25 protein-coding genes are annotated in these 26,529 nt (G+C 63.1%); 9 read left to right on the top strand and 16 right to left on the bottom strand.

Annotated features, from left to right (window positions below):
• Positions 1-56: 56 nt before the first annotated feature.
• Genes M2394_RS27990 through M2394_RS27980 form a run of 3 tightly spaced genes read right to left on the bottom strand, consistent with a single transcriptional unit; the run spans position 57 to position 4,606 of the window.
• Positions 57-1,469 carry an efflux transporter outer membrane subunit gene (locus tag M2394_RS27990; RefSeq protein WP_259175388.1) on the bottom strand — a complete coding sequence of 471 codons (1,413 nt, stop codon included), beginning with the start codon at positions 1,467-1,469 and terminating at the stop codon, positions 57-59.
• The gene (locus M2394_RS27985) at positions 1,462-3,432 is read right to left on the bottom strand and encodes a MacB family efflux pump subunit (RefSeq protein WP_178924175.1); all 1,971 of its coding nucleotides are present in this window, start codon (positions 3,430-3,432) and stop codon (positions 1,462-1,464) included. The genes M2394_RS27990 and M2394_RS27985 overlap by 8 nt, the downstream gene beginning before the upstream one ends.
• A 1-nt stretch (position 3,433) precedes the next feature.
• Complete coding sequence (locus M2394_RS27980) at positions 3,434-4,606, bottom strand: efflux RND transporter periplasmic adaptor subunit (RefSeq protein ID WP_259175386.1); 1,173 nt, start codon at positions 4,604-4,606, stop codon at positions 3,434-3,436.
• 259 nt (positions 4,607-4,865) lie between these two features.
• Here M2394_RS27980 and M2394_RS27975 point away from each other — a divergent pair, with 259 nt between their 5' ends.
• From M2394_RS27975 to M2394_RS27960, 4 genes are all read left to right on the top strand, one after another.
• Positions 4,866-5,348 (top strand): sigma-70 family RNA polymerase sigma factor, encoded by a 483-nt coding sequence (locus M2394_RS27975; RefSeq protein ID WP_178924171.1) that lies wholly within the window; start codon positions 4,866-4,868, stop codon positions 5,346-5,348.
• A 121-nt stretch (positions 5,349-5,469) separates the two neighbouring features.
• Positions 5,470-6,807, top strand: a complete 1,338-nt coding sequence (locus M2394_RS27970) for a lysine N(6)-hydroxylase/L-ornithine N(5)-oxygenase family protein (RefSeq protein WP_178924169.1) — start codon at positions 5,470-5,472, stop codon at positions 6,805-6,807.
• Positions 6,808-6,954: 147 nt separating this feature from the next.
• Complete coding sequence (locus M2394_RS27965; RefSeq protein WP_176998942.1) at positions 6,955-8,175, top strand: putative DNA modification/repair radical SAM protein; 1,221 nt, start codon at positions 6,955-6,957, stop codon at positions 8,173-8,175.
• Entirely contained in the window at positions 8,172-9,005 is an 834-nt protein-coding gene (locus M2394_RS27960; protein ID WP_178924166.1) for a TIGR03915 family putative DNA repair protein, read from the top strand. The genes M2394_RS27965 and M2394_RS27960 overlap by 4 nt, the downstream gene beginning before the upstream one ends.
• A 35-nt stretch (positions 9,006-9,040) precedes the next feature.
• Here M2394_RS27960 and M2394_RS27955 read toward each other — a convergent pair whose 3' ends face one another.
• The 7 genes from M2394_RS27955 to ctlX form a co-directional block, all read right to left on the bottom strand.
• Positions 9,041-9,538, bottom strand: coding sequence for an Lrp/AsnC family transcriptional regulator (locus tag M2394_RS27955; RefSeq protein WP_071487193.1), 498 nt, complete (start codon positions 9,536-9,538; stop codon positions 9,041-9,043).
• Between the two features lie 4 nt (positions 9,539-9,542).
• Positions 9,543-10,373 (bottom strand): ABC transporter ATP-binding protein, encoded by an 831-nt coding sequence (locus tag M2394_RS27950; RefSeq protein WP_259175384.1) that lies wholly within the window; start codon positions 10,371-10,373, stop codon positions 9,543-9,545.
• Positions 10,374-10,376: 3 nt separating this feature from the next.
• Positions 10,377-11,090: an ABC transporter permease gene (locus tag M2394_RS27945; RefSeq protein ID WP_178924163.1), complete on the bottom strand. Its 714-nt coding sequence runs from the start codon at positions 11,088-11,090 to the stop codon at positions 10,377-10,379.
• Positions 11,087-11,788: an ABC transporter permease gene (locus tag M2394_RS27940; protein WP_178924161.1), complete on the bottom strand. Its 702-nt coding sequence runs from the start codon at positions 11,786-11,788 to the stop codon at positions 11,087-11,089. The genes M2394_RS27945 and M2394_RS27940 overlap by 4 nt, the downstream gene beginning before the upstream one ends.
• A gap of 178 nt (positions 11,789-11,966) precedes the next feature.
• On the bottom strand, positions 11,967-12,746 hold the full coding sequence (locus tag M2394_RS27935) for an ABC transporter substrate-binding protein (protein ID WP_259175383.1): 780 nt from the start codon (positions 12,744-12,746) through the stop codon (positions 11,967-11,969).
• 225 nt (positions 12,747-12,971) lie between these two features.
• Positions 12,972-14,018: an ornithine cyclodeaminase gene (locus M2394_RS27930; RefSeq protein ID WP_259175381.1), complete on the bottom strand. Its 1,047-nt coding sequence runs from the start codon at positions 14,016-14,018 to the stop codon at positions 12,972-12,974.
• 16 nt (positions 14,019-14,034) lie between these two features.
• A complete protein-coding gene (ctlX, locus tag M2394_RS27925) occupies positions 14,035-14,961 on the bottom strand; it encodes a citrulline utilization hydrolase CtlX (RefSeq protein WP_259175380.1) in 927 nt (308 codons plus the stop codon).
• A gap of 285 nt (positions 14,962-15,246) precedes the next feature.
• Here ctlX and M2394_RS27920 point away from each other — a divergent pair, with 285 nt between their 5' ends.
• Positions 15,247-16,140: a GNAT family acetyltransferase gene (locus M2394_RS27920; protein ID WP_259175378.1), complete on the top strand. Its 894-nt coding sequence runs from the start codon at positions 15,247-15,249 to the stop codon at positions 16,138-16,140.
• Between the two features lie 158 nt (positions 16,141-16,298).
• Here the strand turns inward: M2394_RS27920 and M2394_RS27915 are convergent, their stop codons facing one another.
• The 5 genes from M2394_RS27915 to M2394_RS27895 all read right to left on the bottom strand — a co-directional run bounded on the left by M2394_RS27915 (position 16,299) and on the right by M2394_RS27895 (position 22,363).
• Positions 16,299-17,318: a branched-chain amino acid aminotransferase gene (locus M2394_RS27915; RefSeq protein ID WP_178924152.1), complete on the bottom strand. Its 1,020-nt coding sequence runs from the start codon at positions 17,316-17,318 to the stop codon at positions 16,299-16,301.
• A 106-nt stretch (positions 17,319-17,424) separates the two neighbouring features.
• The gene (gene lpdA, locus M2394_RS27910) at positions 17,425-18,804 is read right to left on the bottom strand and encodes a dihydrolipoyl dehydrogenase (protein WP_259175376.1); all 1,380 of its coding nucleotides are present in this window, start codon (positions 18,802-18,804) and stop codon (positions 17,425-17,427) included.
• A gap of 3 nt (positions 18,805-18,807) precedes the next feature.
• The gene (locus M2394_RS27905; protein WP_178920896.1) at positions 18,808-20,067 is read right to left on the bottom strand and encodes a dihydrolipoamide acetyltransferase family protein; all 1,260 of its coding nucleotides are present in this window, start codon (positions 20,065-20,067) and stop codon (positions 18,808-18,810) included.
• Positions 20,068-21,126 (bottom strand): alpha-ketoacid dehydrogenase subunit beta, encoded by a 1,059-nt coding sequence (locus M2394_RS27900; RefSeq protein ID WP_176998931.1) that lies wholly within the window; start codon positions 21,124-21,126, stop codon positions 20,068-20,070. It lies immediately after the preceding gene.
• A 1-nt stretch (position 21,127) separates the two neighbouring features.
• Positions 21,128-22,363, bottom strand: coding sequence for a 3-methyl-2-oxobutanoate dehydrogenase (2-methylpropanoyl-transferring) subunit alpha (locus M2394_RS27895; RefSeq protein ID WP_259175374.1), 1,236 nt, complete (start codon positions 22,361-22,363; stop codon positions 21,128-21,130).
• 195 nt (positions 22,364-22,558) lie between these two features.
• Between M2394_RS27895 and bkdR the strand changes: the two genes are divergently transcribed.
• Positions 22,559-23,047 carry a Bkd operon transcriptional regulator BkdR gene (gene bkdR / locus M2394_RS27890; protein WP_178920892.1) on the top strand — a complete coding sequence of 163 codons (489 nt, stop codon included), beginning with the start codon at positions 22,559-22,561 and terminating at the stop codon, positions 23,045-23,047.
• Between the two features lie 54 nt (positions 23,048-23,101).
• Here the strand turns inward: bkdR and M2394_RS27885 are convergent, their stop codons facing one another.
• On the bottom strand, positions 23,102-23,965 hold the full coding sequence (locus M2394_RS27885; protein WP_259175373.1) for an MBL fold metallo-hydrolase: 864 nt from the start codon (positions 23,963-23,965) through the stop codon (positions 23,102-23,104).
• Positions 23,966-24,060: 95 nt separating this feature from the next.
• Here M2394_RS27885 and M2394_RS27880 point away from each other — a divergent pair, with 95 nt between their 5' ends.
• Genes M2394_RS27880 through M2394_RS27870 form a run of 3 tightly spaced genes read left to right on the top strand, consistent with a single transcriptional unit; the run spans position 24,061 to position 26,499 of the window.
• The gene (locus tag M2394_RS27880; protein WP_017136253.1) at positions 24,061-24,396 is read left to right on the top strand and encodes a helix-turn-helix transcriptional regulator; all 336 of its coding nucleotides are present in this window, start codon (positions 24,061-24,063) and stop codon (positions 24,394-24,396) included.
• A 51-nt stretch (positions 24,397-24,447) separates the two neighbouring features.
• Positions 24,448-25,692 (top strand): FAD/NAD(P)-binding oxidoreductase, encoded by a 1,245-nt coding sequence (locus M2394_RS27875; RefSeq protein ID WP_259175372.1) that lies wholly within the window; start codon positions 24,448-24,450, stop codon positions 25,690-25,692.
• Positions 25,693-26,499: a sulfite exporter TauE/SafE family protein gene (locus tag M2394_RS27870; RefSeq protein WP_178920886.1), complete on the top strand. Its 807-nt coding sequence runs from the start codon at positions 25,693-25,695 to the stop codon at positions 26,497-26,499.
• Positions 26,500-26,529: the final 30 nt, after the last annotated feature.

Here is a 26,529-nt window from a genome sequence, read left to right as displayed (position 1 = left end):
GGTTGAATAATGTAGGTTGATAAAACGACTTCAGTAGGAAGCCAGACTTTTGTTTATCAGATTTCGGTTTTCCAGCCGCCGCCCAATGCTTTGTACAAGGCAATGCTGGCCTGCAGTCGCGACAGTCGCAGCTGCACGTTCAAATCCTGCGCGGCGTACAGGGTGCGCTGGGTTTCCAGCACCGTCAGCAAGTCCTCGGCCCCCGCCTGGTAGCGGCTTTCGGCGATCTGGAAGGCGGTCTGGGCCTGCTCCAGTTCCTCGGCTTGCCACTGACGCTGCTGGTCCAGGCGCGTGATGCTGCTCAGGGCTTTTTCGACGTCGGCAAAGCCGTTGATGATTGCCCCGCGATAGGTCTGCAGCAGCTCATCCTGGCGGGCGCTGGCCTTGTCGCGTTCAGCACTTAAACGCCCATGGTTGAAGATCGGTGCCACCAGCCCTGAGGTCAGGTTGTAGAACGGGCTGCGCAGGATGTCTTCGGCCTTGTACGACCCCGACCCCACGGTGGCGCCCAGGGTGACCGTGGGCAACATGGCCGCCCGGGCCACGGTGACGTCGGCACGGGCGGCCGCCAATTGCGCTTCGGCCTGGGCCAGGTCGGGGCGGCGGCTCAGCAATTGGCTCGGCACGCCCGCGCCGATAGACGGCCAGTTGAGCGCCTGGAACCCTTCGTTGCCCAGGTCCAGGGCCTGCACCGGCTGGCCGAGGAGGGCAGCGAGGGTGATCCGGGATTCTTCCGCCACTTGCTGGATCAGCGGCAGTTGCCGTTGCTGGCTGGCGACCAGGCTTTTCTGCTGGGCCAGTTCCAGGGCGGTGGCGGAGCCGGCGGTGTAGCGGGTTTGTACCAGGTCCAGCACGTTGCGCGCATTCGCCAGGTTCAGCTCGGCGATCTGTTGGCGCTGGCGTGCGGCCAGGGTTTGCGCGTAGCGGTCGGCGACGTTGCTGAGCAGGGTCAGCTCCACGGTGGCCTGGTCGAATTCACTGGCCCGCAGGCTTTGCAGGGCGCTGTCCCGTGCGGCGGCGCGTCCGCCCCAGAAGTCCACCTCGTAACTGGCGGTGAGGTTGGCGCCGAAGCTGTCGACGGTGTTGTTGCTTTCGGTGGCGTCCAGGGCCGAACTGCCGCTGCCGCGCAGCAGTTTCTCACGGCTGGCGGAGAGGTTGAGCTTCACCTCGGGCAACAGCGGCGCACCGGCGATCACGGCGCTGGCCTGGGCCTGGCGCACCCGGGCCATGGCGGCGGCCACGTCGTAACTGTCGTGGCGGGCCTGGTCGATCAGGCGGTTGAGTGACGCGCTGCCAAATTGCGTCCACCAGCGGCGGTTGAGCGCCTGGGCGGCATCCCGTTCGGCGTATTGCCAGGTGGCGGGCGGTGCGATACCGCTGTCGACGGCGGGCGGGTTGCCGGTGCAGGCGTTGAGCAACAGGCACAGGCTGAGCACGGACAGGGGCGGTGCGATGGATCGTTTATTCACTGGTCAACGCCTTAACCGGATCGAGCCGGGCAGCTTTACGGGCCGGCATGAAGCCGAATACGACACCGGTGACCAGCGCACAGCCAAACGCGCCCAGTACCGCCACCAGGGAAAACTGCACCGCCACTTCGGCCAGTACCAGCACGCCGCCCACCAGCAGCGCCAGGGCGATGCCGAACAGGCCGCCGACCACCGAAAGCATCACTGCCTCAGTGAGAAACTGGCGCAGGATGTCGCGCTGGCGCGCCCCAGTGGCCATGCGGATACCGATTTCACGGGTACGTTCGCGCACGGTCATCAGCATGATGTTCATCACGCCGATCCCGCCCACCAACAGGGAGATGGCGGCGATCGAACCGAGCATCAGCGACAGGGTGTTCTGGGTGCGCGCCTCGGCCTGGATCATCGCGGCGTTGTTGGTCAGGTGGTAGTCGTCCTTGCCGTGGTGCAAGCGCTTGAGCAACTGGTCGATGGCCTGTTCGGCGTCGTGTACCCGGCTGGCGTCGGCGGCGGCAATCACCACGTACTCCGGGTTGTAGCTACCGAACAGGCGGATGCTCGCGGCGGAGTAGGGGATGGCGATGCGGTCGTCGCTGTCTTTGTTGCCGGAGCTGGAACCCTTTTCCTGCAGCACGCCGATCACCTGGAAGGGCACGTTCTCGATCAGGATGTATTGGCCGATGGGGTTGACCAGCCCCTTGAACAGTTTGTCGCGTACCCGCGCGCCGATGACCGCCACGGTGGCGGCGTTGCGCTCGTCGGCTTCGGTGAAGTAGCTGCCTTCCACCACGGGCCAGTTGAAAATAGTCGGGAAGTTGGTGTCGTTGCCGCCGACGTACGCCATGTAGTCGATATTGCCGAAGCGCACACCGGCCTCGGCGCCGTTGACCGGCATGATCCGCTTGACCTGCGGCAGCGTGGCCAGGGCCGCCACGTCCTGCGGGGTGATGATGCCCAGCGGCGTGCGCGGGTTGGGCGACGAGCCGCTGACGTACAGGATGTTGGAGCCGAACGCGCCCATTTGTGCCATCACCTGGCGCTTGCTGCCTTCGCCCACCGCCAGCATCACCACCACCGACGCGACACCGATGATGATGCCGAGCAACGTCAGGGCGGTGCGGAAGCGGTTGATCCACATTACCCGCCAGGCCGCGCGCACCGCGTCAAGCAGTTCCGCTTTCCAGGCTCCGTTGTGTTCGGCACCGTCGGCCAGGCGCTGGCGCAGGTCCACGGCTTGCAGGGCGCCCGCCGCGAGGGCAGGGGCGGCGTTGCTGTCATCGGCCGAGTCGCTGATGATCAGGCCGTCGCGGATCTCGATGATGCGATTGGCCCGCGCGGCCACATCGCGGTCGTGGGTGATCAGGATGACCACGTGGCCCTGGCTCGCCAGTTCGTCGAGCAAGGTCATGACTTCGGCGCCACTGTGGCTGTCGAGGGCGCCGGTGGGTTCGTCCGCGAGGATGATATGCCCGCCGTTCATCAATGCCCGGGCAATCGATACCCGTTGCTGCTGGCCACCGGAAAGCTGGTGCGGGCGGTTGCCGGTGCGCTCGGCCAGCCCCAGGCGAGTGAGCAGGGCGCTGGCACGGGCATGGCGTTCGGTGGCGCTGATGCCGGCATAGATCGCGGGCATTTCGACGTTTTCCTGGGCGGAACCGGAGGGGATCAGGTGATACCCCTGGAACACAAATCCGAAGGCTTCGCGGCGCAGCCAGGCCAGGGCGTCGGTGTCGAGGTGGGCGACGTTTTCGCCGGCGAACAGGTACTCGCCTTCGGTGGGCCGGTCGAGGCAACCGAGGATATTCATCAAGGTGGACTTGCCGGAGCCGGAAGCACCGACGATGGCAACGAACTCCCCGGCGTGGATCGACAGGTCGATGCCGCGCAATACATCGACCTGCGGGCTGTCGCCGCCGCCGTAGGATTTGCGGATGTGCTTGAGTTCGATCAGGGGCGTGGTCAAGTCAACCCCCGCTGCCGTCGGCCGGGCCGATCAGCAGGTGATCGCCTTCGTTCAGGCCGCCCAGCACCTGCACCCGCAGGCGGTCGCTGATGCCCAGGTGAACTTCGCGGTCTTCGATGGCGCCGTTTTTCGCCACGACCCGGGCGATTTGCTTGTCGCCAGTGGGCATGCCTTGCAGGGCGGCAACCGGCACCGTGAGGGCGTCCTTGACTTGGCTGGCGACGAAAAACACCTGGGTGGTCATTTCGGCCATCAGTGCATTGTCGGCGTTGTCCACGTCCAGCAGCACGGTGTACAGCACCACGCGGCCGCTGCCGCTTTTGCTCGAACTGCTCGGGCTGCCGCTGCCTTGGCTGGTCTCGTTGAGCGGCTTGGGCGGGATCGGCAGGATCTGGCGCACGGTGCTGGTCCAGCGCCGGCTGCCACCGGCGAGGGTGGTGAAATAGGCGCTCATGCCGGGCTTGACGTGGCCGATGTCGGCTTCGGAGACCTCGGCCCACACGGTCATCGGCGACAGCTTGGCGATGCGCAGGATCAAGGGGGTCTGCTGCTGGGCGTTGAGGGTCTGGCCGACCCGCGCGTCCACCGCGACCACGGTGCCGGCCATGGGCGCGAAAATCCGTGTGTAGCCCAGTTCGGCTTCGTCACTGCGCAGGCTGGCCTGGGCCTGGCGGATCTGCGCCTGGAACATGTCGACCCGCGCCTGGGTGGCACTCAGTTCGGCCTTGGCGGTCTGCACGTCTTCTTCGCGGGTGGCGTTGCCGGCGGCCAGGCGTTGCTGGCGCTGGTACTTCTGGCGCGCCAGTTCGTGCTGGGCCTTCTGTTCCTGCAACTGGGCCTTGAGGTTCTCGATGGCGTAGCGGCTGGCGTCAAGCTTGGCCTTTTGCGTGGACGGGTCGATCTCCACCAGCAGTTGGCCTTCCTTGACCTGGTCGCCGGCCTCGACGTGGATCTTCTGGATCTGCCCGGACGCCTGGGCGCCTACGTCCACGTATCGACGCGGTTGCAGGGTGCCCAGGGCGGTCACGCTGTTTTCGATATTGCCGCGGGTGACGGTGACCGTGACCAGGTTGTCGCGGCCCGACGGCAGCACCTGCCAGGCGGCAACCGCAATGATGGGGATCAGGCACGCCACAACAAGCAGGGCGCGTCGGGCAGGTCGAGGGCGTTTCATGCTTAGGTTCCAGCAATGGAAGTTCGGGGCGCAGTTGCGCAGAGCTGACAGTTAAACGATGGAAAAGCGTGGGGATTTAGGCTGTTACACAAGCAGTTACAGGTCTTTTCAGTAAAAAAAATCGCGTGTGGGTGTGAGACTTCTTTAAAAGTAGATGAGAATTACTATAAATTGCACACACTCAAACTGCCATCATCGATGGGCTGTCTTCTTTAGCACTCAAGGATCTGATGCCGTCTCCACCGGGCGGCCGGGAGTCATGTTGGAAAACTACTATCGCGAGCTGGTGTGTTTCCTCAACGCCAAGCTGGGCAACCGTCAGGTCGCCGAGGATGTGGTGCATGACGCTTATGTCCGGGTGCTCGAGCGCTCCAGTGACACGCCGATCGAGCAGCCCCGCGCGTTTCTGTACCGCACCGCACTCAACCTGGTGATCGACGGCCATCGGCGCAACGCCCTGCGCCAGGCTGAACCCCTGGACGTGCTCGACAGCGAAGAGCGCTTCGCCGCTTGCTCGCCCCACACCAGCCACGACCAGGGCCAGCGTCTGGAGATGCTTGAACGCGCCCTGGCCGAGTTGCCTGCGGTCTGTCGCGACAGCTTCCTGTTGCGCAAGCTCGACGGCCTGTCCCACCTACAGATCGCTGAACGCCTGTGCATTTCCCGCAGCCTCGTGGAAAAACACATCGTCAACGCCATGAAGCACTGCCGAGTGCGCATGCGCGAGTGGGAAGCGCACTGATCGGCGAGTTAGTTAAATTTTATTTCACTGTCCTCGTTTCCTATCAACACACGGCCTGTTGTTCAGGCCTTGAAGGTATTCCCGCCCCAATCGCCAAGGGGCTTATCCAGAGGACACTGGAATGACACAGGCAATTGCTTCGCCCGCGGTTCACGACCTGATCGGTATCGGTTTCGGCCCTTCGAACCTGGCGCTGGCCATCGCCCTGCAGGAGCGTGAAAAGGCCCAGGGCAAACTGGACGTGCTGTTTCTCGACAAGCAGGCCGACTACCGCTGGCACGGCAATACCCTGGTGACCCAGAGCGAATTGCAGATCTCGTTCCTCAAGGACCTGGTCACCCTGCGCAACCCCACCAGCCCTTATTCCTTCGTCAACTACCTCAAGGCCCACGACCGCCTGGTGGACTTCATCAACCTGGGCACCTTCTACCCCTGCCGCATGGAGTACAACGACTACCTGCGCTGGGTTGCCGGGCAGTTCCAGGACCAGGCCCGCTATGGCGAGGAAGTGCTGGCCATCGAGCCGATCCTGCACCAGCAACAGGTGGAAGCCTTGCGCGTGATTTCCCGCGATGCCCTGGGCGAACAGCATGTGCGCACCACCCGCTCGGTGGTGGTCAGCGCCGGGGGCACGCCGCGCATTCCCGAAGCCTTCAAGGCCCTCAAGGATGACGGCCGAGTGTTCCACCACTCCCAATACCTGGCACGCATGGCCACCCAGCCGTGTGTCGACGGCAAGGCGATGCGCATCGCGATCATCGGCGGCGGCCAGAGCGCGGCCGAGGCCTTTATCGACCTGAATGACAGCTTCCCGTCGGTGCAGGTCGACATGATCCTGCGCGGTTCGGCGCTCAAGCCGGCCGATGACAGCCCATTCGTCAATGAAGTGTTCTCGCCGGCCTTTACCGACCTGGTGTTCCAGCAGGTGGGTGCCGAGCGTGAGCGCCTGGTCGCCGAGTACCAGAACACCAACTATTCGGTGGTGGACCTGGACCTGATCGAGCGCATCTATGGCATTTTCTATCGCCAGAAAGTTTCCGGCATTGCCCGCCAGGCCTTCCGCACCATGACCGTGGTCGAGAAAGCCAGCGCCGGCCCGCTGGGCATCGAACTGGCCCTGCGCAACAACGCCACCGGCGAAACCAGCGTGAGCCACTACGACGCCGTGGTGCTGGCCACCGGTTACGAGCGCCAGATGCACCGCGAACTGCTGGCGCCGCTGGAAGCCTACATGGGCGACTTCGAAGTGGCGCGCGACTACCGCATCGTCACCGACGAGCGCTGCAAGGCGGGCATCTACATCCAGGGCTTCAGCCAGGCCAGCCACGGCCTGAGCGACACCTTGCTGTCGGTGCTGCCGATCCGCGCGGATGAGATCGCCGCGTCGCTGTTCGAGCACGACCGCAGCCGTGGCAAGGGGCGCTCGGTGCAGGATCTGCTGCTCGCTACGGCCAGCTGATATTTGGTTGCTATTACCTAACCCCTTGTAGGCGCCCGGCTTGTCGAATCGTCGCCGGCAAGCCGGGCTCCTACAGGTCGTCGTTCCAGGCTGGCATTTGTGGGTGCTCGCTGATACTGTACAAAAAACCAGTATCGGTAGCCCTTCATGCAATTGATCGAAAAACTCAGCATCCTTGCCGACGCCGCCAAGTACGACGCTTCGTGCGCCAGCAGTGGTGCGCCCAAGCGCAGTTCCGAGGGCAAGGCGGGGCTGGGTTCCACCGATGGCATGGGCATCTGCCACAGCTACACGCCCGACGGGCGCTGCGTCTCGCTGCTCAAGGTGCTGCTCACCAACTTCTGTCTCTACGACTGCCAATACTGCGTCAACCGCCGCTCCAGCGACGTGCCCCGTGCACGCTTCAGCCCGGAGGAGGTGGTCACCCTGACCCTGGATTTCTACCGGCGCAATTGCGTCAGCGGGCTGTTTCTCAGTTCCGGCATCATCCGCTCGTCCGACTACACCATGGAACAACTGGTGCGCGTCGCGAAACTGTTGCGCGAAGAGCACGACTTTCGTGGCTACATCCACCTCAAGACCATTCCTGACGCCGACCCGGCACTGATCGCCGAAGCGGGGCGTTATGCCGACCGCCTGAGCGTGAACATCGAGTTGCCCACCGAGGCCAGCCTGCAGACCCTGGCGCCGGAAAAAAAGATCGTGTCGATCAAGCAGGCCATGCAGACCATCTACACCGGCGAGCAAACGGTGCGCAACGAACCACGCGCCCCGCGGTTTGCCCCGGCCGGGCAGAGCACCCAATTGATCGTGGGTGCCGACGACACCGACGACAGCACCATCCTCCACGGTGCCGAGGCGCTGTACGGCAACTTCAAGTTGCGCCGGGTGTATTACTCGGCGTTCAGTCCCATCCCCAACAGCCCCAAAAGCGTGCCCCTGGCCGCGCCGCCACTGATGCGCGAGCACCGTTTGTACCAGGCCGATTTCCTGCTGCGCAGCTACGGGTTCAGTGCCAATGAACTGTTCGAAGGCCCCGGCCACCTGGCCCTGGACATCGACCCCAAGCTGGCCTGGGCGCTGGAACACCGTGAAGTCTTCCCGCTGGACCTGAACCGTGCCGAGCCCACCTTGATCGCCCGTATTCCAGGCATTGGCCTGCGCACCACCCAGCGCCTGGTCGACCTGCGCCGCGAACGCAAGATCCGCTTCGAAGACCTGGCCCGCATGCGCTGTGTATTGGCCAAGGCCAAGCCGTTTTTCATCACCAGCGACTACCACCCGCAACAGGCCGACAGCACCAGCGTGCTGCTGCGCGAACAACTGCGCGACCGTCCGCAGCCGCAGCAAATGGGGTTGTGGGGATGATCAGCCTGGAATGCGACAACCTGTTCAGCACCTGGCGCGACCAGGCGCGCTGGCTGCTCAGCCATCAGGTGGACCCCAGCCAGGTCAGTTGGGGGGAAGTGCAGGCGGCGGACCTGTTTGCCACTGATGAGCCCATCCCCGCCGGGCTCGGGCCGTTCCAGACGCGGGTGCCCAAGGCACTGCTGGAGTTGCTGGAGTCCGCCGCCTGCTACCATGGCGACCAGCGCTGGAGCCTGTTGTATGAAGTGCTGTGGCGCGTCAGCCATGGCGACCGCACTGCGATGTTGGCCGGTGACAAGCTGGGCAGTGAATTGCAGCGGCGTATCAAGCAGGTGAGTCGCGAAGCGCACCACTTGCATGCGTTTGTACGGTTTGTCGCGCTGCCAGCCGAGGCGGGCCCTGAGTTACCGGAATACGTGGCATGGCATGAGCCGGCGCACGACATCCTCAAGTCTGCCAGCCAGCATTTTGTCGGGCGCATGGGGCGCCACCGCTGGATGATCGCCACGCCGCTGGACGGGGTGTATTACGACGGCGAACAGATGATTCACCAGCGCAAGTGCCCCGAAGCCTGGCAGCAATTGGCGCAGAACATCGAGGACCCCCACAGTGACATGTGGCTGACCTACTACAGCCACATCTTCAACCCGGCGCGCTTGAACCCCAAGGTCATGGAAGGGCATTTGCCCAGCCGGTTCTGGAAGAATTTGCCGGAGGGCAAGTTGATCCCGGGGTTGATCACCGAGGCGCGGATGGGCAAGCAGAAAGATGGCCAGGCCACGTTGATTGGCGCCAAGCCTGGCAAAAAAATCGCAAGTGGGCACGGTTAGAAATGTGGGATCTCCATTGTTTTGGAGGATGGGTTTCAGGTCAGCTCGGTGGCAGTGTTCTTGACCACCGCCAGCTCCGGATGCGCCACCAACTTGTCAATGTGCAATTCGTCATTGTTCAACCAGGTCTCCGTCAGCACCCGGTAGTGCTCCATGTCGCGGCAGCGCATGCGCAGGCTGTAGTCGAACGGCCCGCTGATCAACTGGCACTCGAACACCTGCGGGCAGGCCTTGACGCACGCCTCGAAGGCTTTTTGCGCCGAGCGCCCGCTCTGGTTGGACAAGGCCACCAACACCAATAGCGACAACCCGGGCGAGACCATCTGCACGTCGATGATCGCGCCATACCCGCGAATCACCCCGCGCCGCTCCAGTTTGCGCACCCGTTCCAGGCACGGCCTGGGGGTCAGGTGCACCAGCGACGAGAGCTTTTCGTAGGTGATACGCCCCTGATGGCGCAGCACGTCGATGATCGCTTCATCGATGCGATCCAGCGCAGGGGAGGAGTGGGGTCCGTTGGCCTTGGTATCCATGAGTTCACTTCAAACGGTTGGAAAGAAATTGCTGCAAGCGCTCGCTGCCGGGGTGGTCGAGGATCGCGGCGTTGCCTTGTTCCTCGACCCGGCCCTGATGCAGGAACAGCACTTGGCTGGACACCTGGCGGGCAAAGCCCATCTCGTGGGTGACCATCAGCATGGTACGACCTTCCTCGGCCAACGTCTGTATGACTTTGAGAACTTCTCCTACAAGTTCTGGGTCCAGCGCTGACGTCGGTTCATCGAACAGGATGATCTCCGGCTCCATTGCCAGGGCGCGGGCAATCGCCACCCGCTGCTGTTGGCCCCCCGACAGGAACGCCGGGTATTGGTCCGCCACGCGGCCGGGCAAACCCACCTTGTCGAGGTACAGGCGCGCGCGTTGTTCCGCCTCGACGGCGCTCACGCCCAACACCCGGCGCGGGGCCATGGTGATGTTTTCCAGCACAGTCATGTGGCTCCACAGGTTGAAATGCTGGAACACCATGGCCAGGCGCGTGCGCAGGTTCTGCAGTTGGGCCTGATGCGGCGCGCGGGTCCCGGCGCGGCCTTGCTGCATTTCAATGCTGATGCCGTCCAGGGTGATCACCCCGGCATCGGGTTGTTCAAGAAAGTTGATGCAGCGCAGCATCGTGCTTTTGCCGGAACCGCTGGCGCCGATCAGGCTGATCACATCGCCTTGGCGTGCGTTCAGCGACACGCCCTTGAGCACCTCGTGCTCGCCGTAGCGTTTGTGGATGCCCTCGACTTGCAGCTTGATCGCTGCGGTGGCGGGTGTGGCAACGGGGAGGTCGACGGGATAAGCGGCCAGGGCCTGCGCGGACTGATTCATGGGTTAGCCTCGGGTAGGAACAAGAAAACGCATCCAGCGACGTTCGGCCAGTCGAAACAGGCCCACCAGTGCAAAGGACAGCAGCATGTACAGCAGGGCGGCGATACCGAAGGCCTGGAACGTCAGGAACGTCTCGGCATTCGCATCGCGGGCCACCTTGAGGATGTCGGCGACGGTGGCGGTAAACGCCAGTGAAGTGGCGTGCAGCATCAGGATCATTTCGTTGCTGTAGGCCGGCAACGCACGGCGCAGCGCGGCCGGTACCACCACAAACAGGTTCAGGCGCCAGCCGTGCAGGCCATAAGCGCGCGCCGCTTCGATTTCGCCGTGGGGGATATTGCGGATCGCTCCGGCAAAGATCTCCACGGTGTAGGCGCAGGTGTTCAGCACAAAGGCCAGCAGTGTGCAGTTCAGTGCATTGCGGAAAAACTGGTTGAGCAGGACGTTGTCCTGCACCAGTTCCAGGCTGTACAGCCCGGTGTAGCAGATCAGCAATTGGATATACAGCGGCGTGCCGCGAAACAGGTAGGTGTAGACCTCCACCGGCCAGCGCAGCCAGAAGTGCGGCGAGACGCGGGCCAAGGCCAAGGGGATCGACAGGCAGAACCCCAGGACCACCGAAACAATGAACAGCCACAAGGTCATGGCAACGCCTGACAACCCTGCGCCATCGCTGAACAAGTAAGCCAGGCCGTATTGCTGGAACAGTTCGATCATCGCGCCATCCCCTTGATGCCCAGGTTGTAGCGCCGCTCCAGGCGCTTGAAAATGCGATTGGAGAGGGTGGTGATCACCAGGTACACCAGGCCCGCAAGTATCAGGAAATACAGCGGTTCATTGGTGCTCTTGCCGGCGTTCTGCGCCGCCTTGACCAGGTCCGACAGGCCGATGATCGACACCAGCGCCGTGGACTTGAGCAGCACCAGCCAGTTATTGCCCAGGCCCGGTAGGGCGAAGCGCATCAACTGCGGGAACAGCACCAGGTGAAAACGCTGCCAGCGGCTCAGGCCATAGGCGGTGGCGGCTTCCAGCTGGCCGGCGGGTACACTGAGGATCGCCCCACGGAAGTTCTCGGTGAAATACGCGCCGTAGATAAAGCCCAGGGTCACGACGCCAGCGGTGAAAGGGTCGATTTCAAAGTAGTCCCAGCCGAACGTTTCGCTCAGGTCGTTGAGCCACAATTGCAGGCTGTAGAAAATCAGCAGGATCAGCACCAGGTCTGGCACGCTGCGGATCAGCGTGGTGTACAGGGTGGCCGGCACCCGAAGCCATTTCACGCTGGACAGCTTGGCACCCGCGGCGATCAGGCCCAGGGCAAGGCTCAGGGCCAGCGCGAGGAACGCCAGCTTGAGCGTCATCCAGGCACCGTGGGCGAGCATCGGGCCGTAGCCTTGCAAGTTGAGGAGTTCGTTCATGGTGGGTATCTCTCAAGGACGCAGACGACCTTTGTAGGAGCCGGCTTGCTGTGGCGAGGGAGCTTGCTCCCGCTCGACAGCGCAGCTGGAGCCGGCTTTTTTGGGGCTGCTTCGCACCCCAGCGGGAGCAAGCGCCCTCGCCACAAAAGCCGGCTCCTACAGGGGTGAGGCGTTGGGATCACTCGTTGTAGATGTCTTGATCGCCGAAGTACTTCTTCTGGATCTGCGCGTAGGTGCCATCGGCCTGCACGGCGGCGATGCCCTTGTTGATCAGCGCGCGCAATGCCTGGTCGTTCTTGCGCAGGCCCATGGCAATGTCCAGGGGCAAGGTCGGGTCCTTGAAGGCGGGGCCGGTCTTGTAGTCGGCGCCTTCAGGCTTGGACAGGAAGTTGAGCTGGGCTTCGAGCTTGTCGGTCAGGGTGGCGTCGAGGCGGCCGTTTTGCAGGTCGGCGTAGTTTTGCTCCTGGGACTGGTACGCCTTGATCTGCGCCCCCAGCTTGGCCAGGTGGGCACGGGCGTAGGCTTCTTGCAGCGAGCCTTGCAGCACGCCCACTTGTTTGCCTTTCAACGATTCCGGCGTGTCACCGAAGTCAGCGCTCTTGCGGGTGATCACCGAGGTCGGGCTGAGGAACAGGCGGTCGCTGAAGTCGATGACTTTTTCCCGCGCCGGGGTCACGGCCATGGACGACATGATCGCGTCGAACTTGCGTGCCCGCAGGGCCGGGATCATGCCGTCGAATTCGTTGTGCACCCAGGTGCACTTGACCTCAAGCTTGGCGCAGATCGCGTTGCCCAGCTCGATATCGAAGCCTTGCAGGCTGCCGTCGGCGGCCACGGATTCGAAGGGTGGGTATTCGGGGAATACGCCGAAGCGGATTTCTTTCCAATCCTGGGCGTGAGCGGTGCTGGCGCAGAGTGGCAACAGCAACGCGGCGAAGAGTGATCGCAGTGGAGTCATGGGTTGTCCCTATATGTTGTAATTGATGTCAGGGCATTGAATCGCTGGGCACAGAGAATGCTTCATGATGGTGCGTTTTTTGTGTCGTTTACCCCGTGCATAAAGCGCGAATTGCGCTGTTAAACCGTGCAATGCAGCGGAATCGGCTGCTGCACGTGCTGAATCGGCTTTTTGTCGGTTGAATTCTGGCCGGCCCTGGTCGCAAAGGGGCAGGCCAGAGCGGTCTCAGGCGCGCTTTTTGTGCTGTGCGCGGGGCTGTTGGGCCAGGCGTGCGAACAAATCTTTCGGATCGGCCAGCGCCGGCACCAGCTCCAGGGTGCTGCCCACGTCCAGCGCTTTGGCCACGTCCAGCACATAGCGCAGGGCCGAGTAATCTTCGATGGCAAACCCCACCGAGTCGAACAGGGTGACCTGGCGTGCGTTCTCGCGGCCGGGCTGCTGGCCATTGATGACTTGCCACAATTCGGTCACCGGCGAGTCTTCCGGCATGTGCTGGATTTCACCTTCGATGCGGCTTTGCGGTTCGTACTCGACGATCACCCGGGCGCGTTCGACGATACGTCGGTCCAGCTCGGTCTTGCCCGGGCAGTCGCCGCCCACGGCGTTAAGGTGCATGCCGGGTTCGATCATCTCGTCGGTGAGGATGGTGGCGTAGGCCTTGTCGGCCGTGACGGTGGTGACGATATCGGCGCCCTTGACCGCCTCGGCCACGCTACCGGCCAGGATCACCTTGATGGCCGGGAAGGCCTTGAGGTTGGCGGCCAGCTTGGCGGTGGCCTTGGCGTCGATATCGAACAGGCGGATCTCATTGATGCCGAGCATGGCGTGGAAGGCCAGCGCTTGGAATTCACTTTGCGAGCCATTGCCGATCAACGCCATGCTGCGGCTGTTGTCACGGGCCAGGTAACGGGCGACCAGGGCCGAGGTGGCGGCGGTGCGGATCGCGGTGGTCAGGGTCATTTCTGCCAGCAGCACCGGTTCGCCGGTGTCCACATCGCCCAGGGCGCCGAAGGCCATTACGGTGAGCATGCCGGCCAAGGTGTTTTTCGGGTGGCCGTTGACGTACTTGAAGGCGTACAGCGAGGCGTCCGACACCGGCATCAACTCGATCACGCCGTCCGGCGAATGGTTGGCCAGGCGTGCGCATTTCTCGAAATCCTGCCAGCGCAGGTAGTCGGCGCGGATGTACTCGGCCATCTCGGTGATGCAGGTCTGCAGGCCTTTTTGCGAGACCAGGTAGCTGAGGTCGTTGACGTCGATATAGCGGGTCATGGCAAGACTCCTTGATTTATTGGAAGGTGGCGCGGACGGGCAGGTGCACTTCCGCCAGCATGCAGCGGGCACTGCCGCCGCCGATGCGTTCGATGTTGTCGATGTTCACCACCACCGGGCGGGTGTGGCGCTCCACGTGCTGGCGCTGCGCGGGCTGCAGGGCGCCCCAGGCGCTGGCCGACATCACCAGCAGTGGCTGGCCGTCGCGGTCGTGGACTTCAAGCATGTTGCCGGCGAAGGCTTCGAGCTGGTCGAAGTCCAGGCCGAGGATGTCTTTGCCGGTGTCGCGCAGGGAGCGTTCCAGGGTCAGGCGCTCGCTGTCGTCAGGCAGGGCCTGCAGGCACACCACCGAGAGGTCGCGGCCGACGCTCATCATCACGTTGCTGTGATAGATCGGTGCGCGATGGCGGTCGACGGCGTGGAACACGCAGAGCTGGTAGTCGAGGCGTTCGGCGAACTGGCGCAGGGCGTCGTGGTGGGTGCGCCCGGAGTGGCAGGCGTAACTGATGCGGTGTTGGCGGTCGAGCACCATGCTGCCGGTGCCTTCGAGAAAGATGTTCTGTTGTTCCAGGTGGCTCAGGTCAATGGTGCTGTTGATCGCAAAGCGTTGCTCCAGCACCTGCAGCACGCCTTTGTGGCGTTCCAGTCGTCGGTTCTGGCCTTCCATCGGGTACAGCACCAGGCTGCCGTCGGCGTGGCTGCTCCACCAGTTGTTGGGGAAGATCGAGTCGGGGGTGTGGGGGGCCGGCGTGTCTTGCACCACCAACACTTCCACGCCGTGGCTGCGCAGGGTTTCGACATAGCCGTCGAACTCTTCCAGCGCTTTCTGCTGTGCACTGAGTGGGTCCTGGGGCGGGCGCTGGAAACGGTTGTTGATCGCGGTGTCCGGGTTGAAGGCAAAGCGCGCCGGGCGAATCATCAAGACGGTGTTGGTGGTTTGCATGGGTGCACGAATCCATGAGGTTGAGCTGTGCGCTTATTTTGTGGCTTGTGCCGGATGAATCCCGGCTGAAACAGTGGGGCGGTTCAGCCGGTAAAGCTGAAAAGGGCAGTGGCGCAGCCGAATCGGCTGTCGATCTGAAATGCTTTCAAATGTGGGAGCTGGCTTGCCTGCGATAGCGGTGTATCAGCAACAGATGCTTCGACTGACAAACCGCTATCGCAGGCAAGCCAGCTCCCACATTAGTATGGGGATGGTTTTGATATCTGTTTCTGCAAGGAGCCCTGCATGTCGACTGCCGTTCGTCTCGCCCAACCCACCGATGCTGAAGGCATCAGCCAGGTCATCCTGGCCGCCCTGCACAGCAGCAATGCGCGGGATTACCCGGCCGAGGTGATCGCGCGCGTCGCGAGCAACTTCACGCCTGACGCGGTATTGGCGTTGCTCACGCGGCGGCTGGTGCTGGTGGCGGTGCAGGGCCAGGCGATCGTGGCCACGGCCGCCCTGGACAGCAACGTGGTGCGCTCGGTGTTCGTCAATCCCGATTTGCAGGGGCAGGGCATTGGCCGCCTGTTGATGATCGAGCTCGAACTGCGCGCCCGTGAAGCCGGGGTGACGGTGCTGAGTGTGCCGTCATCGCTGACCGCCGAGCCGTTCTACACCAAGCTGGGGTTTCACACCGTGCGCGACGTGTACCACGGCAATGAGCGCACGCTGGTGATGGAAAAGGCGCTGTCGTCCCGCCATCCCATCGGCCCGTATCGCGACCGACAGCACCGTACGCAGGTGGTGGCGTTGTGGCAGGAGGCGTTTGGCTATGACACCGCCCACAACCTGCCGAGCCTGGCGATCGACAAGAAGCTGGCGGTCAACGATGGGCTGTTCTTTGTGGCGACGGATAAAAAGGCCGTGATCGGCACGATACTCGCCGGGTACGACGGTCATCGTGGCTGGTTGTATTCGGTGGCGGTGCACGCCGATTATCGGCGCCAGGGGCTGGGCGCCTCACTGGTGCGGCATGCGGAGCAGGCACTGATTGCGCTGGGCTGCATGAAGATCAACCTGCAGATCACCAGTGGCAATGAGGCGGTGGTGGGGTTCTATGGAGCGCTGGGGTATGGGGTGGAGCCGAGGATCAGCATGGGCAAGAAGATTGCCCAGGACATTCCTCCACAATCGTGAGAACGCTGGGGATCAAATGTGGGAGCGGGCTTGCTCGCGAACGCGGTGGGTCAGTCACAAGATTTATTGACTGACTCACCGCTTTCGCGAGCAAGCCCGCTCCCACACAAGCCAGCTCCCACAGGTTTTGTGGTGTTGCCGGGCGTGGAGCGCTGGGTTTAGACCTTGACGATCCAACCCGCTGGCGCTTCAACGTCGCCGGTCTGCACGCCGGTCAGCTCTTTGTAGAGCTTCTGGGTGATTGGACCCACTTCGGTCTCGCTGTGGAACACGTGCAGCTTGCCGTTGTACTGGATGCCGCCGATTGGCGAGATCACCGCAGCCGTACCGCAAGCGCCGGCTTCCTTGAACTGGTCCAGTTTGTCGATGAACACTTCGCCCTCGACCACTTCCAGGCCCAGGCGGGTCTGGGCCAGTTCGATCAGCGACAGGCGGGTGATGCCTGGCAGCACCGAAGGCGACTTCGGCGTGATGAACTTATTGTCGTGGGTGATCCCGAAGAAGTTGGCCGAACCGACTTCTTCGATTTTCGAGTGGGTCATCGGGTCCAGGTAGATCGCGTCGGCGAAACCGGATTTCTTCGCTTCTGAGCCCGGCATCAGGCTGGCGGCGTAGTTGCCACCGACCTTGGCGGCACCGGTGCCCTGTGGCGCAGCGCGGTCGAAGCTGGAGATCTGGAAGTTGTGCGGCACCAGGCCGCCTTTGAAGTAGGCGCCAACCGGGATCGCAAACACCGAGAAGATGAATTCCGGTGCGGTGCGCACGCCGATGTTGTCACCGGTGCCGATCACGAACGGGCGCAGGTACAGCGCGCCGCCACTGCCGTACGGCGGGATGAAGCGCTCGTTGGCCGCGACCACTTTTTTGCAGGCGTCGATGAAGTCTTCGGTCGACACGTGCGGCATCAGCAGGCGGGCGCAGCTGCGCTGCATGCGGGCGGCGTTCTGGTCCGGGCGGAACAGGTTGATCGAACCGTCCTTGCAACGGTAGGCCTTGAGGCCTTCGAAGCACTGCTGGCCATAGTGCAGGGCGGTGGAGCCCTCGCTGATGTGCAGCACATTGTCGTCGGTCAGGGTGCCTTCTTGCCATTCGCCGTTTTTCCAGACCTGGAGAAACCGCTTGTCGGTCTTGATGTAGTCAAAACCCAGCTTGTCCCAATTGATGCTTTCGTTACCCATGACACCCTCTATCTCTGGTCAACCGCCTGGTCGAAGGCAGGCTTGTCGGTTTTTTTCTGGATGGGCGCAACAATACTTCATTCTGGCTTTATGTGGGAGCGCGGTTTTACAGGTGCAACGCGTGGCCCAACGCCCGCAGCGCGGCTTCCAGCACCGCCTCGCCAAGCGTCGGGTGGGCGTGGATGGTGCCCGCCACATCCTCCAGGCGCGAGCCCATTTCCAGGCTCAGGCCAAACGCGGTGGACAGCTCCGAGACACCCACCCCCACGGCTTGCCAGCCGACGATCAGGTGGTTGTCACGGCGCGCCACCACCCGCACGAAGCCGGTTTTCGATTCCAGGGTCATCGCCCGGCCATTGGCCGCAAACGGGAAACTCGAAACGATGCAATCCAGTCCGGCAGCCTTGGCCTCGTCCGGGGTCTTGCCGACCACCACCACTTCCGGGTCGGTAAAACACACGGCGGGGATCGCGGCCGGGTTGAATTCGCGGGCTTGACCGCTGATCAGCTCGGCGACCATTTCGCCCTGGGCCATGGCGCGGTGCGCCAGCATCGGCTCGCCGCTCAGGTCGCCGATGGCATACACGTTGCGCATGCTGGTCTGGCAACGGCTGTCGATCTTGATCGCCGCACCGTTCATCTCAAGGTTCAGCGCTTCAAGGTTCCAGCCCTGGGTATTGGGTTTGCGGCCCACGGCCACCAGCACTTGGTCGGTTTCCAGCGACAGCGTGTCGCCATTCGGATCGCGCACTTGCAACTGCGCGTCGGCAAAGCCCGTCACGCTGTGCTTGAGGTACAGCTTCACCCCCAGTTGCTTGAGGGACTCGGCCACCGGCGCCGTCAGCTCGGCATCGTAGGCCGGCAGGACGCGATCCTGCGCCTCGACCACACTGACTTCGGCGCCCAGTTTGCGGTAGGCAATGCCCAGCTCCAGGCCAATATAGCCGCCACCCACCACGACCAGGCGCTTGGGCACGCGGGTGGGCGCCAGGGCTTCGGTGGACGAGATGATCGGCCCGCCAATCGGCAGCATCGGCAGGTTGACGCTTTTCGAGCCGGTGGCCAGCAGCAGGTGTTCGCAGGTGATGCGCTGGTCGCCGACGTCGACGGTCTTGCCGTCCACCACCTTGGCCCAGCCGTGGATCACCTGCACCTTGTGCTTCTTGAGCAATGCCGAAACGCCGGTGGTCAGGCGGTCGACGATACCGTCCTTCCATTCCACGCTCTTGCGGATGTCCAGGGTCGGCACATCCACTTCGATGCCCAGTTTGGAGCCTTGGCTGTGGTGCACGGTTTGCTGGAACTGCTCGGCCACATGGATCAGGGCCTTGGACGGAATGCAGCCGATATTCAGGCAGGTGCCGCCCAGTGCCTGGCCTTCCACCAGGATGGTCGGGATGCCCAGTTGGCCGGCGCGGATCGCCGCCACATAACCGCCAGGGCCGCCGCCGATGATCAGCAGCGTGGTGTTCAAAGTCTGCGTCATGCCTTACTCCAGGAACAGGCTGGCGGGTTGTTCGAGCAGGCCGCGAATGGCCTGGATGAATTGCGCCGCGTCCATGCCGTCGACCACGCGGTGATCGAACGAGCTGGAGAGGTTCATCATCTTGCGCACCACGATCTGGCCCTTGATCACCATCGGCCGCTCAACGATACGGTTGACGCCGACGATGGCCACTTCCGGCAGGTTCAGCACCGGCGTGCTGACGATGCCGCCCAAGGCGCCCAAGCTGGTCAGGGTGATGGTCGAGCCCGACAGTTCGTCGCGGCTGGCCTTGCCATTGCGCGCGGCGGTGGCCAAGCGTGCGATTTCCTCGGCATTGCCCCACAGGCTACGGGCTTCGGCGTGACGCACCACGGGCACCATCAAGCCGACGTCGCTCTGGGTGGCGACGCCCACATGCACCGCGCCAAGGCGGGTGATGACCTGGGCTTCGTCGTCATAGCGCGCATTGATCTGCGGGAAGTCCCGCAACGCCACGACCATGGCGCGCACGATGAACGGCAGCAGGGTCAGCTTGCCGCGTGTGGCGCCGTGTTTCTCGTTGAGGTGCACGCGCAGCTCGTCGAGGGCGGTGACGTCGATCTCTTCCACGTAGCTGAAATGCGCGGCGCGCCGCGTGGCGTCCTGCATGCGCTGGGCGATCTTGCGGCGCATGCCGATCACCGGGATCTGTTCTTCGGTGTTGCGCTCGGCGTAAGGGTTGGCGGCCGTGGACGCTTTCGTCGTGCCTTGTTGCAGATAGGCGTCGAGGTCTTCGTGCAGGATTCGCCCGGCCGGGCCGGACCCCTGCACCAGACGCAACTGAATGCCGGCGTCCAGTGCGTGTTTGCGCACGGCCGGGGAGGCCAGGGGGCGCTCGTCGGCTGCACGCGCCACCGGTGCCTGGGCTGCGATAACCGGCGCCGGTGTGCTTTCAACCGCCACCGGCGCAGGCTTGGCTTCGACCACCGGTGCGGCCTTCGGCGCTTCCTTCACGGCGGGGGCTTCCTTGGCGTTGCCGGCGCCTTCCACTTCGATGCTGATCAGAATACTGCCCACGGCCATGACTTCACCCGGCTCGCCGCCGAGGGAAATCACCTTGCCGTGCACGGGCGAGGGAATGTCCACCATCGCCTTGTCGGTCATGACATCCGCCAGTACCTGGTCTTCGACGACCATGTCGCCGACCTTTACATGCCACACCGACAATTCAACTTCGGCAATGCCTTCGCCAATGTCCGGCATCTTGATAACGTGCGTGCCCATTCAGACCTCCATGACCCGTTTCAACGCCGCGCCCACTCGGGACGGCCCTGGGAAATACGCCCACTCCTGCGCGTGCGGGTAGGGGGTGTCCCAGCCGGTGACGCGTTCGATCGGCGCTTCCAGGTGGTGGAAGCAATGCTCTTGCACCAGCGACACCAGCTCGGCCCCAAAACCGCAGGTGCGCGTGGCTTCATGCACCACCACGCAACGGCCGGTCTTTTTCACCGACTTGACGATAGTGTCCAGGTCTAGCGGCCACAGGCTGCGCAGGTCGATGACCTCGGCGTCGATGCCGGTTTCTTCGGCCGCCACTTGCGACACATACACGGTGGTGCCGTAGGTCAGCACGGTCACGGCTGAGCCTGGGCGCACGATGGCGGCCACGTCCAGCGGCACGGTGTAGTAGCCGTCCGGGACTTGGGCTTGCGGGTGTTTCGACCAGGGCGTTACCGGCCGGTCGTGGTGGCCGTCGAACGGGCCGTTGTACAGGCGCTTGGGCTCCAGGAAGATCACCGGGTCATCGTTTTCGATGGAGGCGATCAGCAGGCCCTTGGCGTCATAGGGGTTCGACGGCATGACGGTGCGCAGGCCGCAGACTTGGGTAAACACCGCCTCAATGCTCTGGCTGTGGGTCTGGCCGCCGTAGATGCCGCCGCCGCAGGGCATGCGCATGGTCAGCGGCGCGGTGAACTGGCCGGCCGAGCGATAACGCAGGCGCGCCGCTTCGGAGATGATCTGGTCGGTGGCGGGGTAGACGTAGTCGGCAAACTGGATTTCGGCCACCGGGCGCAGGCCATAGGCGCCCATGCCTACGGCGACGCCGACGATGCCGCTTTCGGAGATCGGGGCGTCGAATACCCGCGAGCTGCCGTACTTGTTCTGCAAGCCTTCGGTGCAACGGAACACGCCGCCGAAGTAACCCACGTCCTGGCCGAACACCACCACGTTGTCGTCACGTTCGAGCATCACATCCATGGCCGAGCGCAGGGCCTGGATCATGGTCATGGTGGTGGTGGTCATGGCGGTTTCCACTTCAATACTGTTGTTGTGATCGTTCATGTCAGATCCCCAACTCTTGACGCTGGCGCTTCAAGTGCTCCGGCATCTCTTTATAGACGTCTTCGAACATGGTCGCGGCGCTTGGAATCTGGCCACCGGCCAGGGTGCCGTACTGTTCGGCTTCTTTCTGCGCGGCGATCACTTCGGCTTCCAGTTCGGCACTGACCGCCGCGTGTTCCTCTTCGGACCACTGGCCAATCTTGATCAGGTGCTGCTTGAGGCGCGCAATCGGGTCGCCCAAGGGGAAGTGACTCCAGTCGTCGGCGGGGCGGTACTTGGACGGATCATCGGAGGTGGAATGCGGGCCGGCGCGGTAGGTGACCCACTCGATCAGTGTCGGGCCCAGGTTGCGACGCGCACGCTCGGCGGCCCAGGCGGAGGCTGCGTACACCGCGATAAAGTCGTTGCCGTCCACGCGCAGGGAGGCGATGCCGCAACCGACGCCGCGTCCGGCGAAGGTGGTGGCTTCACCACCGGCAATGGCCTGGAAGGTGGAGATGGCCCACTGGTTGTTGACCACGTTGAGGATCACCGGCGCACGGTACACGTGGGCGAAGGTGAGGGCGGTGTGGAAGTCGGATTCAGCAGTGGCGCCGTCGCCGATCCAGGCCGAGGCGATCTTGGTATCGCCCTTGATCGCCGAGGCCATGCCCCAACCCACGCCTTGTACGAATTGGGTGGCGAGGTTACCGGAAATAGTGAAGAAGCCGGCGTCCTTGACCGAGTACATGATCGGCAACTGACGCCCCTTGAGCGGGTCGCGCTCGTTGGACAGCAACTGGCAGATCAGGTCCACCAGCGGCACGTCGCGGGCCATCAGGATGCTTTGCTGGCGGTAGGTGGGGAAGCACATGTCGTCGATGTTCAAGGCCAGGGCCTGGGCGCTGCCGATGGCTTCTTCGCCCAGGCTCTGCATGTAGAACGACATTTTTTTCTGGCGCTGGGCGACCACCATGCGGTTGTCGAAGATGCGCGTCTTGAGCATGGCGCGCATGCCGCGGCGCATGATCTCGACGGAGACGCCTTCGGCCCACGGCCCCAGGGCCTGGCCCTGGTCGTCGAGCACGCGGATCAGGCCCTTGGCCAGGTCGGCGGTGTCGGCGGGTTCTACGTCGATGGCGGGTTTGCGCACGGTACCGGCGTCGGTCAGGCGCAGGTACGTGAAGTCGGTCTTGCAGCCTGGGCGGCCCGAGGGTTCGGGAACGTGCAGGCGCAGTGGTTCGTACTGCTGGGTCATGGCTTTCTACGCTCTATCTTGTGAATTTCTTGTAGTGGGCGCGCTAGCTGACAGTCAGTCCCTGGGTAAGGGAAATCTTGTCCTACAACAATCATAGGCGGGGCGTAGAAGAATATTTATCTGTGTTTCATTGCGCTCAGGATCATTTGCGGATAAAAAAACTGCATAAACATAATAAACAGGTGATTTTGTCTCATGCGCAAACTGGACCGTACCGATATCGGCATTCTCAACGCCCTGCAGGAGAACGCCCGCATCACCAACGCCGACCTGGCGCGTTCGGTGAACCTGTCGCCCACGCCGTGTTTCAACCGGGTGAAGGCGATGGAGGAATTGGGGCTGATCCGTGACCAGGTCACCTTGCTCGACGCCGACCTGCTCGGGCTGCACGTCAACGTATTCATCCATGTCAGCCTGGAGAAACAGAACGAGCTGGCGCTGCAGCAATTCGAAGGCGCAATTGCCGACCGGCCGGAAGTGATGGAGTGCTACCTGATGGCGGGCGACCCGGACTACCTGATCCGGGTGCTGGTGCCGACGATCCAGTCGCTGGAGCGGTTCATGATGGACTTTTTGACCAAGGTGCCGGGGGTGGCGAATATTCGGTCGAGCTTTGCGTTGAAGCAGGTGCGCTATAAAACGGCGCTGCCGTTGCCGGCCAATGGCATCAATCTAGGTCAGTGACGTGCCTTACTTTGTAGTGAGCGGGGCAAGCCCGCTCACTACAAATTCAGCATGTCAGAGTCTGTTGAGGGGGATTTTGAGGTAGACGACGCCGTTGTCTTCCGCCGGCGGCATATTTCCCGCCCGCACATTCACCTGGATCGCCGGCAGCAACAGCGTCGGCATGCCCAACCCGGCGTCCCGTTGGGTGCGCATTTCGACAAACGCTGCTTCATTCACACCGTCATGCACGTGGATATTCCCCGCGCGTTGTTCCGCAACAGTGGTCAGGCATTTCGCCGTGCGGCCTTCGGGCGGGTAGTCATGGCAAACGTACAGTTCGGTTTCCAACGGGAACGCCAGCAACTTACGCATTGACGCATACAGCTGTCGCGCATCGCCGCCCGGGAAGTCACAGCGCGCCGTGCCCACATCCGGCATGAACAGCGTGTCACCCACCAGGATCAACCGGTCGTCGATCAAGTAAGCCATGTCGGCCGGCGTATGCCCGGGCACATGCAGCGCCTGGGCCTTCAGGTTGCCGATATGAAACACCTCATCCGGCGCAAACAAGTGATCGAACTGCGAGCCATCCACGCGAAATTCCGGCTCCAGGTTGAACAGGTTCTTGAACACACCCTGCACGGTGCTGATGGACTGGCCGATGGCAATCTTGCCGCCCAGGATGCGCCGCAAATACGGCGCGGCAGACAGGTGGTCGGCGTGAGCGTGGGTTTCCAGCAGCCATTGCACCTGCAAGTGATGTTCACGGACAAAGGCGATGACCTTGTCGGCCTGGGCCGTGTCGGTACGCCCGGAAGCCGGGTCGTAGTTGAGCACCGAGTCGACGATGGCACAGGGGCCGCCGTCGGCTTCATAGATGATGTAGGTGTAGGTCGACGATGCCTCGTCCAAAAAAGCGTGAATCAACGCGGGCATGGCGGCTGTCCCCAATTGAAGAAAAAAGTCGTTACAAACAGTTTACGTTTACACATAATGTTTTGAGCTTAAGTGACAAAAAGGACCCGAGGCAAATGGAATCTACTCTGAGTGAAGGCGAAGTCGCCCAACTGCGCGCGTCGGCGTCCAAGGCCTGTTCCTTGCTCAAGGCGCTGGCCAATGAAGACCGTTTGTTGATCCTCTGCCAGTTGACCCAGGGCGAGCGCAACGTCGGCGAGCTGGAAACCATGACCGGCGTGCGCCAGCCCACACTGTCCCAACAGTTGGGCATCCTGCGCGACGAAGGGTTGGTCGCCACCCGTCGGGAAGGCAAATACATCTTCTACGGGCTGGCCAGCCATGAAGTGATTCAAGTGATGAAGACCCTGTCCGGCCTGTACTGCGGCGCGGTGATTAAAAGCTGGGCGTGACGCCATCCGGCAGCGACCCTTGTGTGCATTGAATAAAAAAGGCGATAGACCATGACCGACCAACACTGGGGCCCAACCATCAGTGGCGACATCGTAGTCATCGGCGGCGGCTCGGCAGGCATCGGCCTGCTGGCCAGCCTGCTCAAGCGCGACCCCCACCTGAACATCACCCTCATCGAACCCAGCGACCACCACAGCTACCAGCCCGCCTGGACGTTAGTGGGGGGTGGCGCCTACGACGTGAAGAAGACCCGTCGCCCATTGGCGGATGTGCTGCCCAACGGCGTGACCTGGATACAGGCCGCGGTCACCGAAATCCTGGCCGATGAGCAGACGTTGGTGCTCGACAGCGGCCAGCGCGTCAGCTGGAAAAACCTGGTGGTGTGCCCGGGCCTGCGCCTGGCCTGGGAGAAAATCGAGGGCCTGCAGGACACCCTCGGGCGCAACGGCGTCACCTCCAACTACAGTTACGAACACGCCGCCTACACCTGGCAACTGGTGCAGCAGCTCAAGGGTGGCAAGGCGATCTTTACCCAGCCGGCCATGCCGATCAAATGCGCGGGCGCGCCGCAAAAGGCGCTGTACCTCTCCTGCGATCACTGGCTCAAGCAGGGCGTCCTGAACAACATCGATGTCGAATTCAACCTGGCGGGTGCCGCGCTGTTCGGCGTGCCGACCTTTGTGCCGCCGTTGATGAAGTACGTTGAAAAGTACAACGCCCGCCTGGTGTTCAATGCCAACCTGGTCAAGGTCGACGGCCCGGCGCGCAGGGCCTGGTTCGAGGTGAAGGAAGCCGAGGGCAACGTCACTGTTCAAGAGAAAAGCTTCGACCTGCTGCACGTGGTCCCGCCGCAGGTTTCCCCGGACTTCATCCGCCACAGTGCGTTGGCCGACGCGGCCGGCTGGTGCGAGGTCAACCCCCACAGCCTGCAGCACCTGCGTTATCCGCACATCTTCGGCCTGGGCGATGTGTGCGGCACCACCAACGCCAAGACCGCCGCCGCCGTGCGCAAGCAGATCGTGGTGGTCGCCGAAAACCTGCTGGCCCTGCGCAAACAGGCGCCGCTGCCCCTCAAGTACGACGGTTATGGCTCCTGCCCGCTGACGGTGGAGAAGGGCAAGGTGGTGCTGGCCGAGTTCGGCTATGGTGGCAAGCTGCTGCCGACTTTCCCTCTGGACCCGACCCAGGCACGCCGTTCGATGTGGTTCCTCAAGGCGACGCTGCTGCCGTGGTTCTACTGGAACGGCATGCTCAAGGGCCGCGAGTGGCTGACCCGCCTGAGCAAGGTGGACTGAATGCTGCTGGCCAGTGTGTTGGGTATCTTGATGGGCCTGGTCATGGGCCTGACCGGTGCCGGCGGCGGCATCCTCGGCGTGCCGGCGCTGGTGCTGGGCTTGGGCCTGAGCATGACCCAGGCCGCACCGGTGTCGCTGCTCGCCGTGGGTGCGGCGGCAGCGGTGGGGGCCGTCGACGGCTTGCGCCATGGCCTGGTGCGCTATCGCGCGGCGTTGCTGATCGCGGTGTTGGGCGGGTTGTTTTCGCCGGTGGGGGTGTTTTTCGCTCACCAATTGCCGGAATACCTGCTGATGGGCCTGTTCAGCGCGCTGATGGTGCTGGTGGCCTGGCGCATGTTGCAGCGCGAAAAGACCGAGGCCGGGCCCAGTGACCATGGCGCCGCGTCCTGGGGGCAGAAGAACTGCATGCTCAACCAGCAGACCGGGCGCCTGGCCTGGACCGCCAAATGCACGGCCACCCTGGCGGCGCTCGGCGCCGTGACCGGTGCCGTGTCGGGCCTGCTCGGTGTGGGCGGGGGCTTTCTGATCGTGCCGGCATTCAAGCAGCTCACCGACGTGCAGATGCGCGGCATTGTCGCCACCTCGTTGATGGTGATCAGCCTGATCTCGTTGATCGGCGTGGCGGGCGCGTTCCATGCCGGTGTGCGCATCGAACCGGTGGGGTGGATGTTCATTGGCGCCAGCATCGTCGGCATGCTCGCCGGTCGGCGCCTGTGCGCGTTGATCCCCACGCGCACCCTGCAAGTCGGCTTTGCCGGCCTGTGTGTGCTGGTGGCGGCGGGCATGTTGATCAAGGCCGCTCTCTGATCCCACCCTCTGGCTGGCGCTGATCACTTG

The organism is Pseudomonas sp. BIGb0164 (assembly GCF_024810135.1).
GTDB lineage: Bacteria > Pseudomonadota > Gammaproteobacteria > Pseudomonadales > Pseudomonadaceae > Aquipseudomonas.
This window is presented reverse-complemented; position numbering and strand designations above follow the sequence as displayed.

Excerpts from the sequence above, each read along its gene's own strand:
- M2394_RS27955 (WP_071487193.1), bottom strand. The coding sequence starts at position 9,538 with ATGGATACCAAGGCCAACGGACCCCACTCCTCCCCTGCGCTGGATCGC.
- M2394_RS27935 (WP_259175383.1), bottom strand. The coding sequence starts at position 12,746 with ATGACTCCACTGCGATCACTCTTCGCCGCGTTGCTGTTGCCACTCTGC.
- M2394_RS27980 (WP_259175386.1), bottom strand. The coding sequence starts at position 4,606 with ATGAAACGCCCTCGACCTGCCCGACGCGCCCTGCTTGTTGTGGCGTGC.
- lpdA (WP_259175376.1), bottom strand. The coding sequence starts at position 18,804 with ATGACGCAGACTTTGAACACCACGCTGCTGATCATCGGCGGCGGCCCT.
- M2394_RS27950 (WP_259175384.1), bottom strand. The coding sequence starts at position 10,373 with ATGAATCAGTCCGCGCAGGCCCTGGCCGCTTATCCCGTCGACCTCCCC.
- ctlX (WP_259175380.1), bottom strand. The coding sequence starts at position 14,961 with ATGCAAACCACCAACACCGTCTTGATGATTCGCCCGGCGCGCTTTGCC.
- M2394_RS27880 (WP_017136253.1), top strand. The coding sequence starts at position 24,061 with ATGGAATCTACTCTGAGTGAAGGCGAAGTCGCCCAACTGCGCGCGTCG.
- M2394_RS27920 (WP_259175378.1), top strand. The coding sequence starts at position 15,247 with ATGTCGACTGCCGTTCGTCTCGCCCAACCCACCGATGCTGAAGGCATC.
- M2394_RS27870 (WP_178920886.1), top strand. The coding sequence starts at position 25,693 with ATGCTGCTGGCCAGTGTGTTGGGTATCTTGATGGGCCTGGTCATGGGC.
- M2394_RS27895 (WP_259175374.1), bottom strand. The coding sequence starts at position 22,363 with ATGACCCAGCAGTACGAACCACTGCGCCTGCACGTTCCCGAACCCTCG.
- M2394_RS27945 (WP_178924163.1), bottom strand. The coding sequence starts at position 11,090 with ATGATCGAACTGTTCCAGCAATACGGCCTGGCTTACTTGTTCAGCGAT.
- bkdR (WP_178920892.1), top strand. The coding sequence starts at position 22,559 with ATGCGCAAACTGGACCGTACCGATATCGGCATTCTCAACGCCCTGCAG.
- M2394_RS27900 (WP_176998931.1), bottom strand. The coding sequence starts at position 21,126 with ATGAACGATCACAACAACAGTATTGAAGTGGAAACCGCCATGACCACC.
- M2394_RS27940 (WP_178924161.1), bottom strand. The coding sequence starts at position 11,788 with ATGAACGAACTCCTCAACTTGCAAGGCTACGGCCCGATGCTCGCCCAC.
- M2394_RS27905 (WP_178920896.1), bottom strand. The coding sequence starts at position 20,067 with ATGGGCACGCACGTTATCAAGATGCCGGACATTGGCGAAGGCATTGCC.
- M2394_RS27875 (WP_259175372.1), top strand. The coding sequence starts at position 24,448 with ATGACCGACCAACACTGGGGCCCAACCATCAGTGGCGACATCGTAGTC.
- M2394_RS27975 (WP_178924171.1), top strand. The coding sequence starts at position 4,866 with ATGTTGGAAAACTACTATCGCGAGCTGGTGTGTTTCCTCAACGCCAAG.
- M2394_RS27885 (WP_259175373.1), bottom strand. The coding sequence starts at position 23,965 with ATGCCCGCGTTGATTCACGCTTTTTTGGACGAGGCATCGTCGACCTAC.
- M2394_RS27930 (WP_259175381.1), bottom strand. The coding sequence starts at position 14,018 with ATGACCCGCTATATCGACGTCAACGACCTCAGCTACCTGGTCTCGCAA.
- M2394_RS27965 (WP_176998942.1), top strand. The coding sequence starts at position 6,955 with ATGCAATTGATCGAAAAACTCAGCATCCTTGCCGACGCCGCCAAGTAC.
- M2394_RS27915 (WP_178924152.1), bottom strand. The coding sequence starts at position 17,318 with ATGGGTAACGAAAGCATCAATTGGGACAAGCTGGGTTTTGACTACATC.
- M2394_RS27970 (WP_178924169.1), top strand. The coding sequence starts at position 5,470 with ATGACACAGGCAATTGCTTCGCCCGCGGTTCACGACCTGATCGGTATC.
- M2394_RS27960 (WP_178924166.1), top strand. The coding sequence starts at position 8,172 with ATGATCAGCCTGGAATGCGACAACCTGTTCAGCACCTGGCGCGACCAG.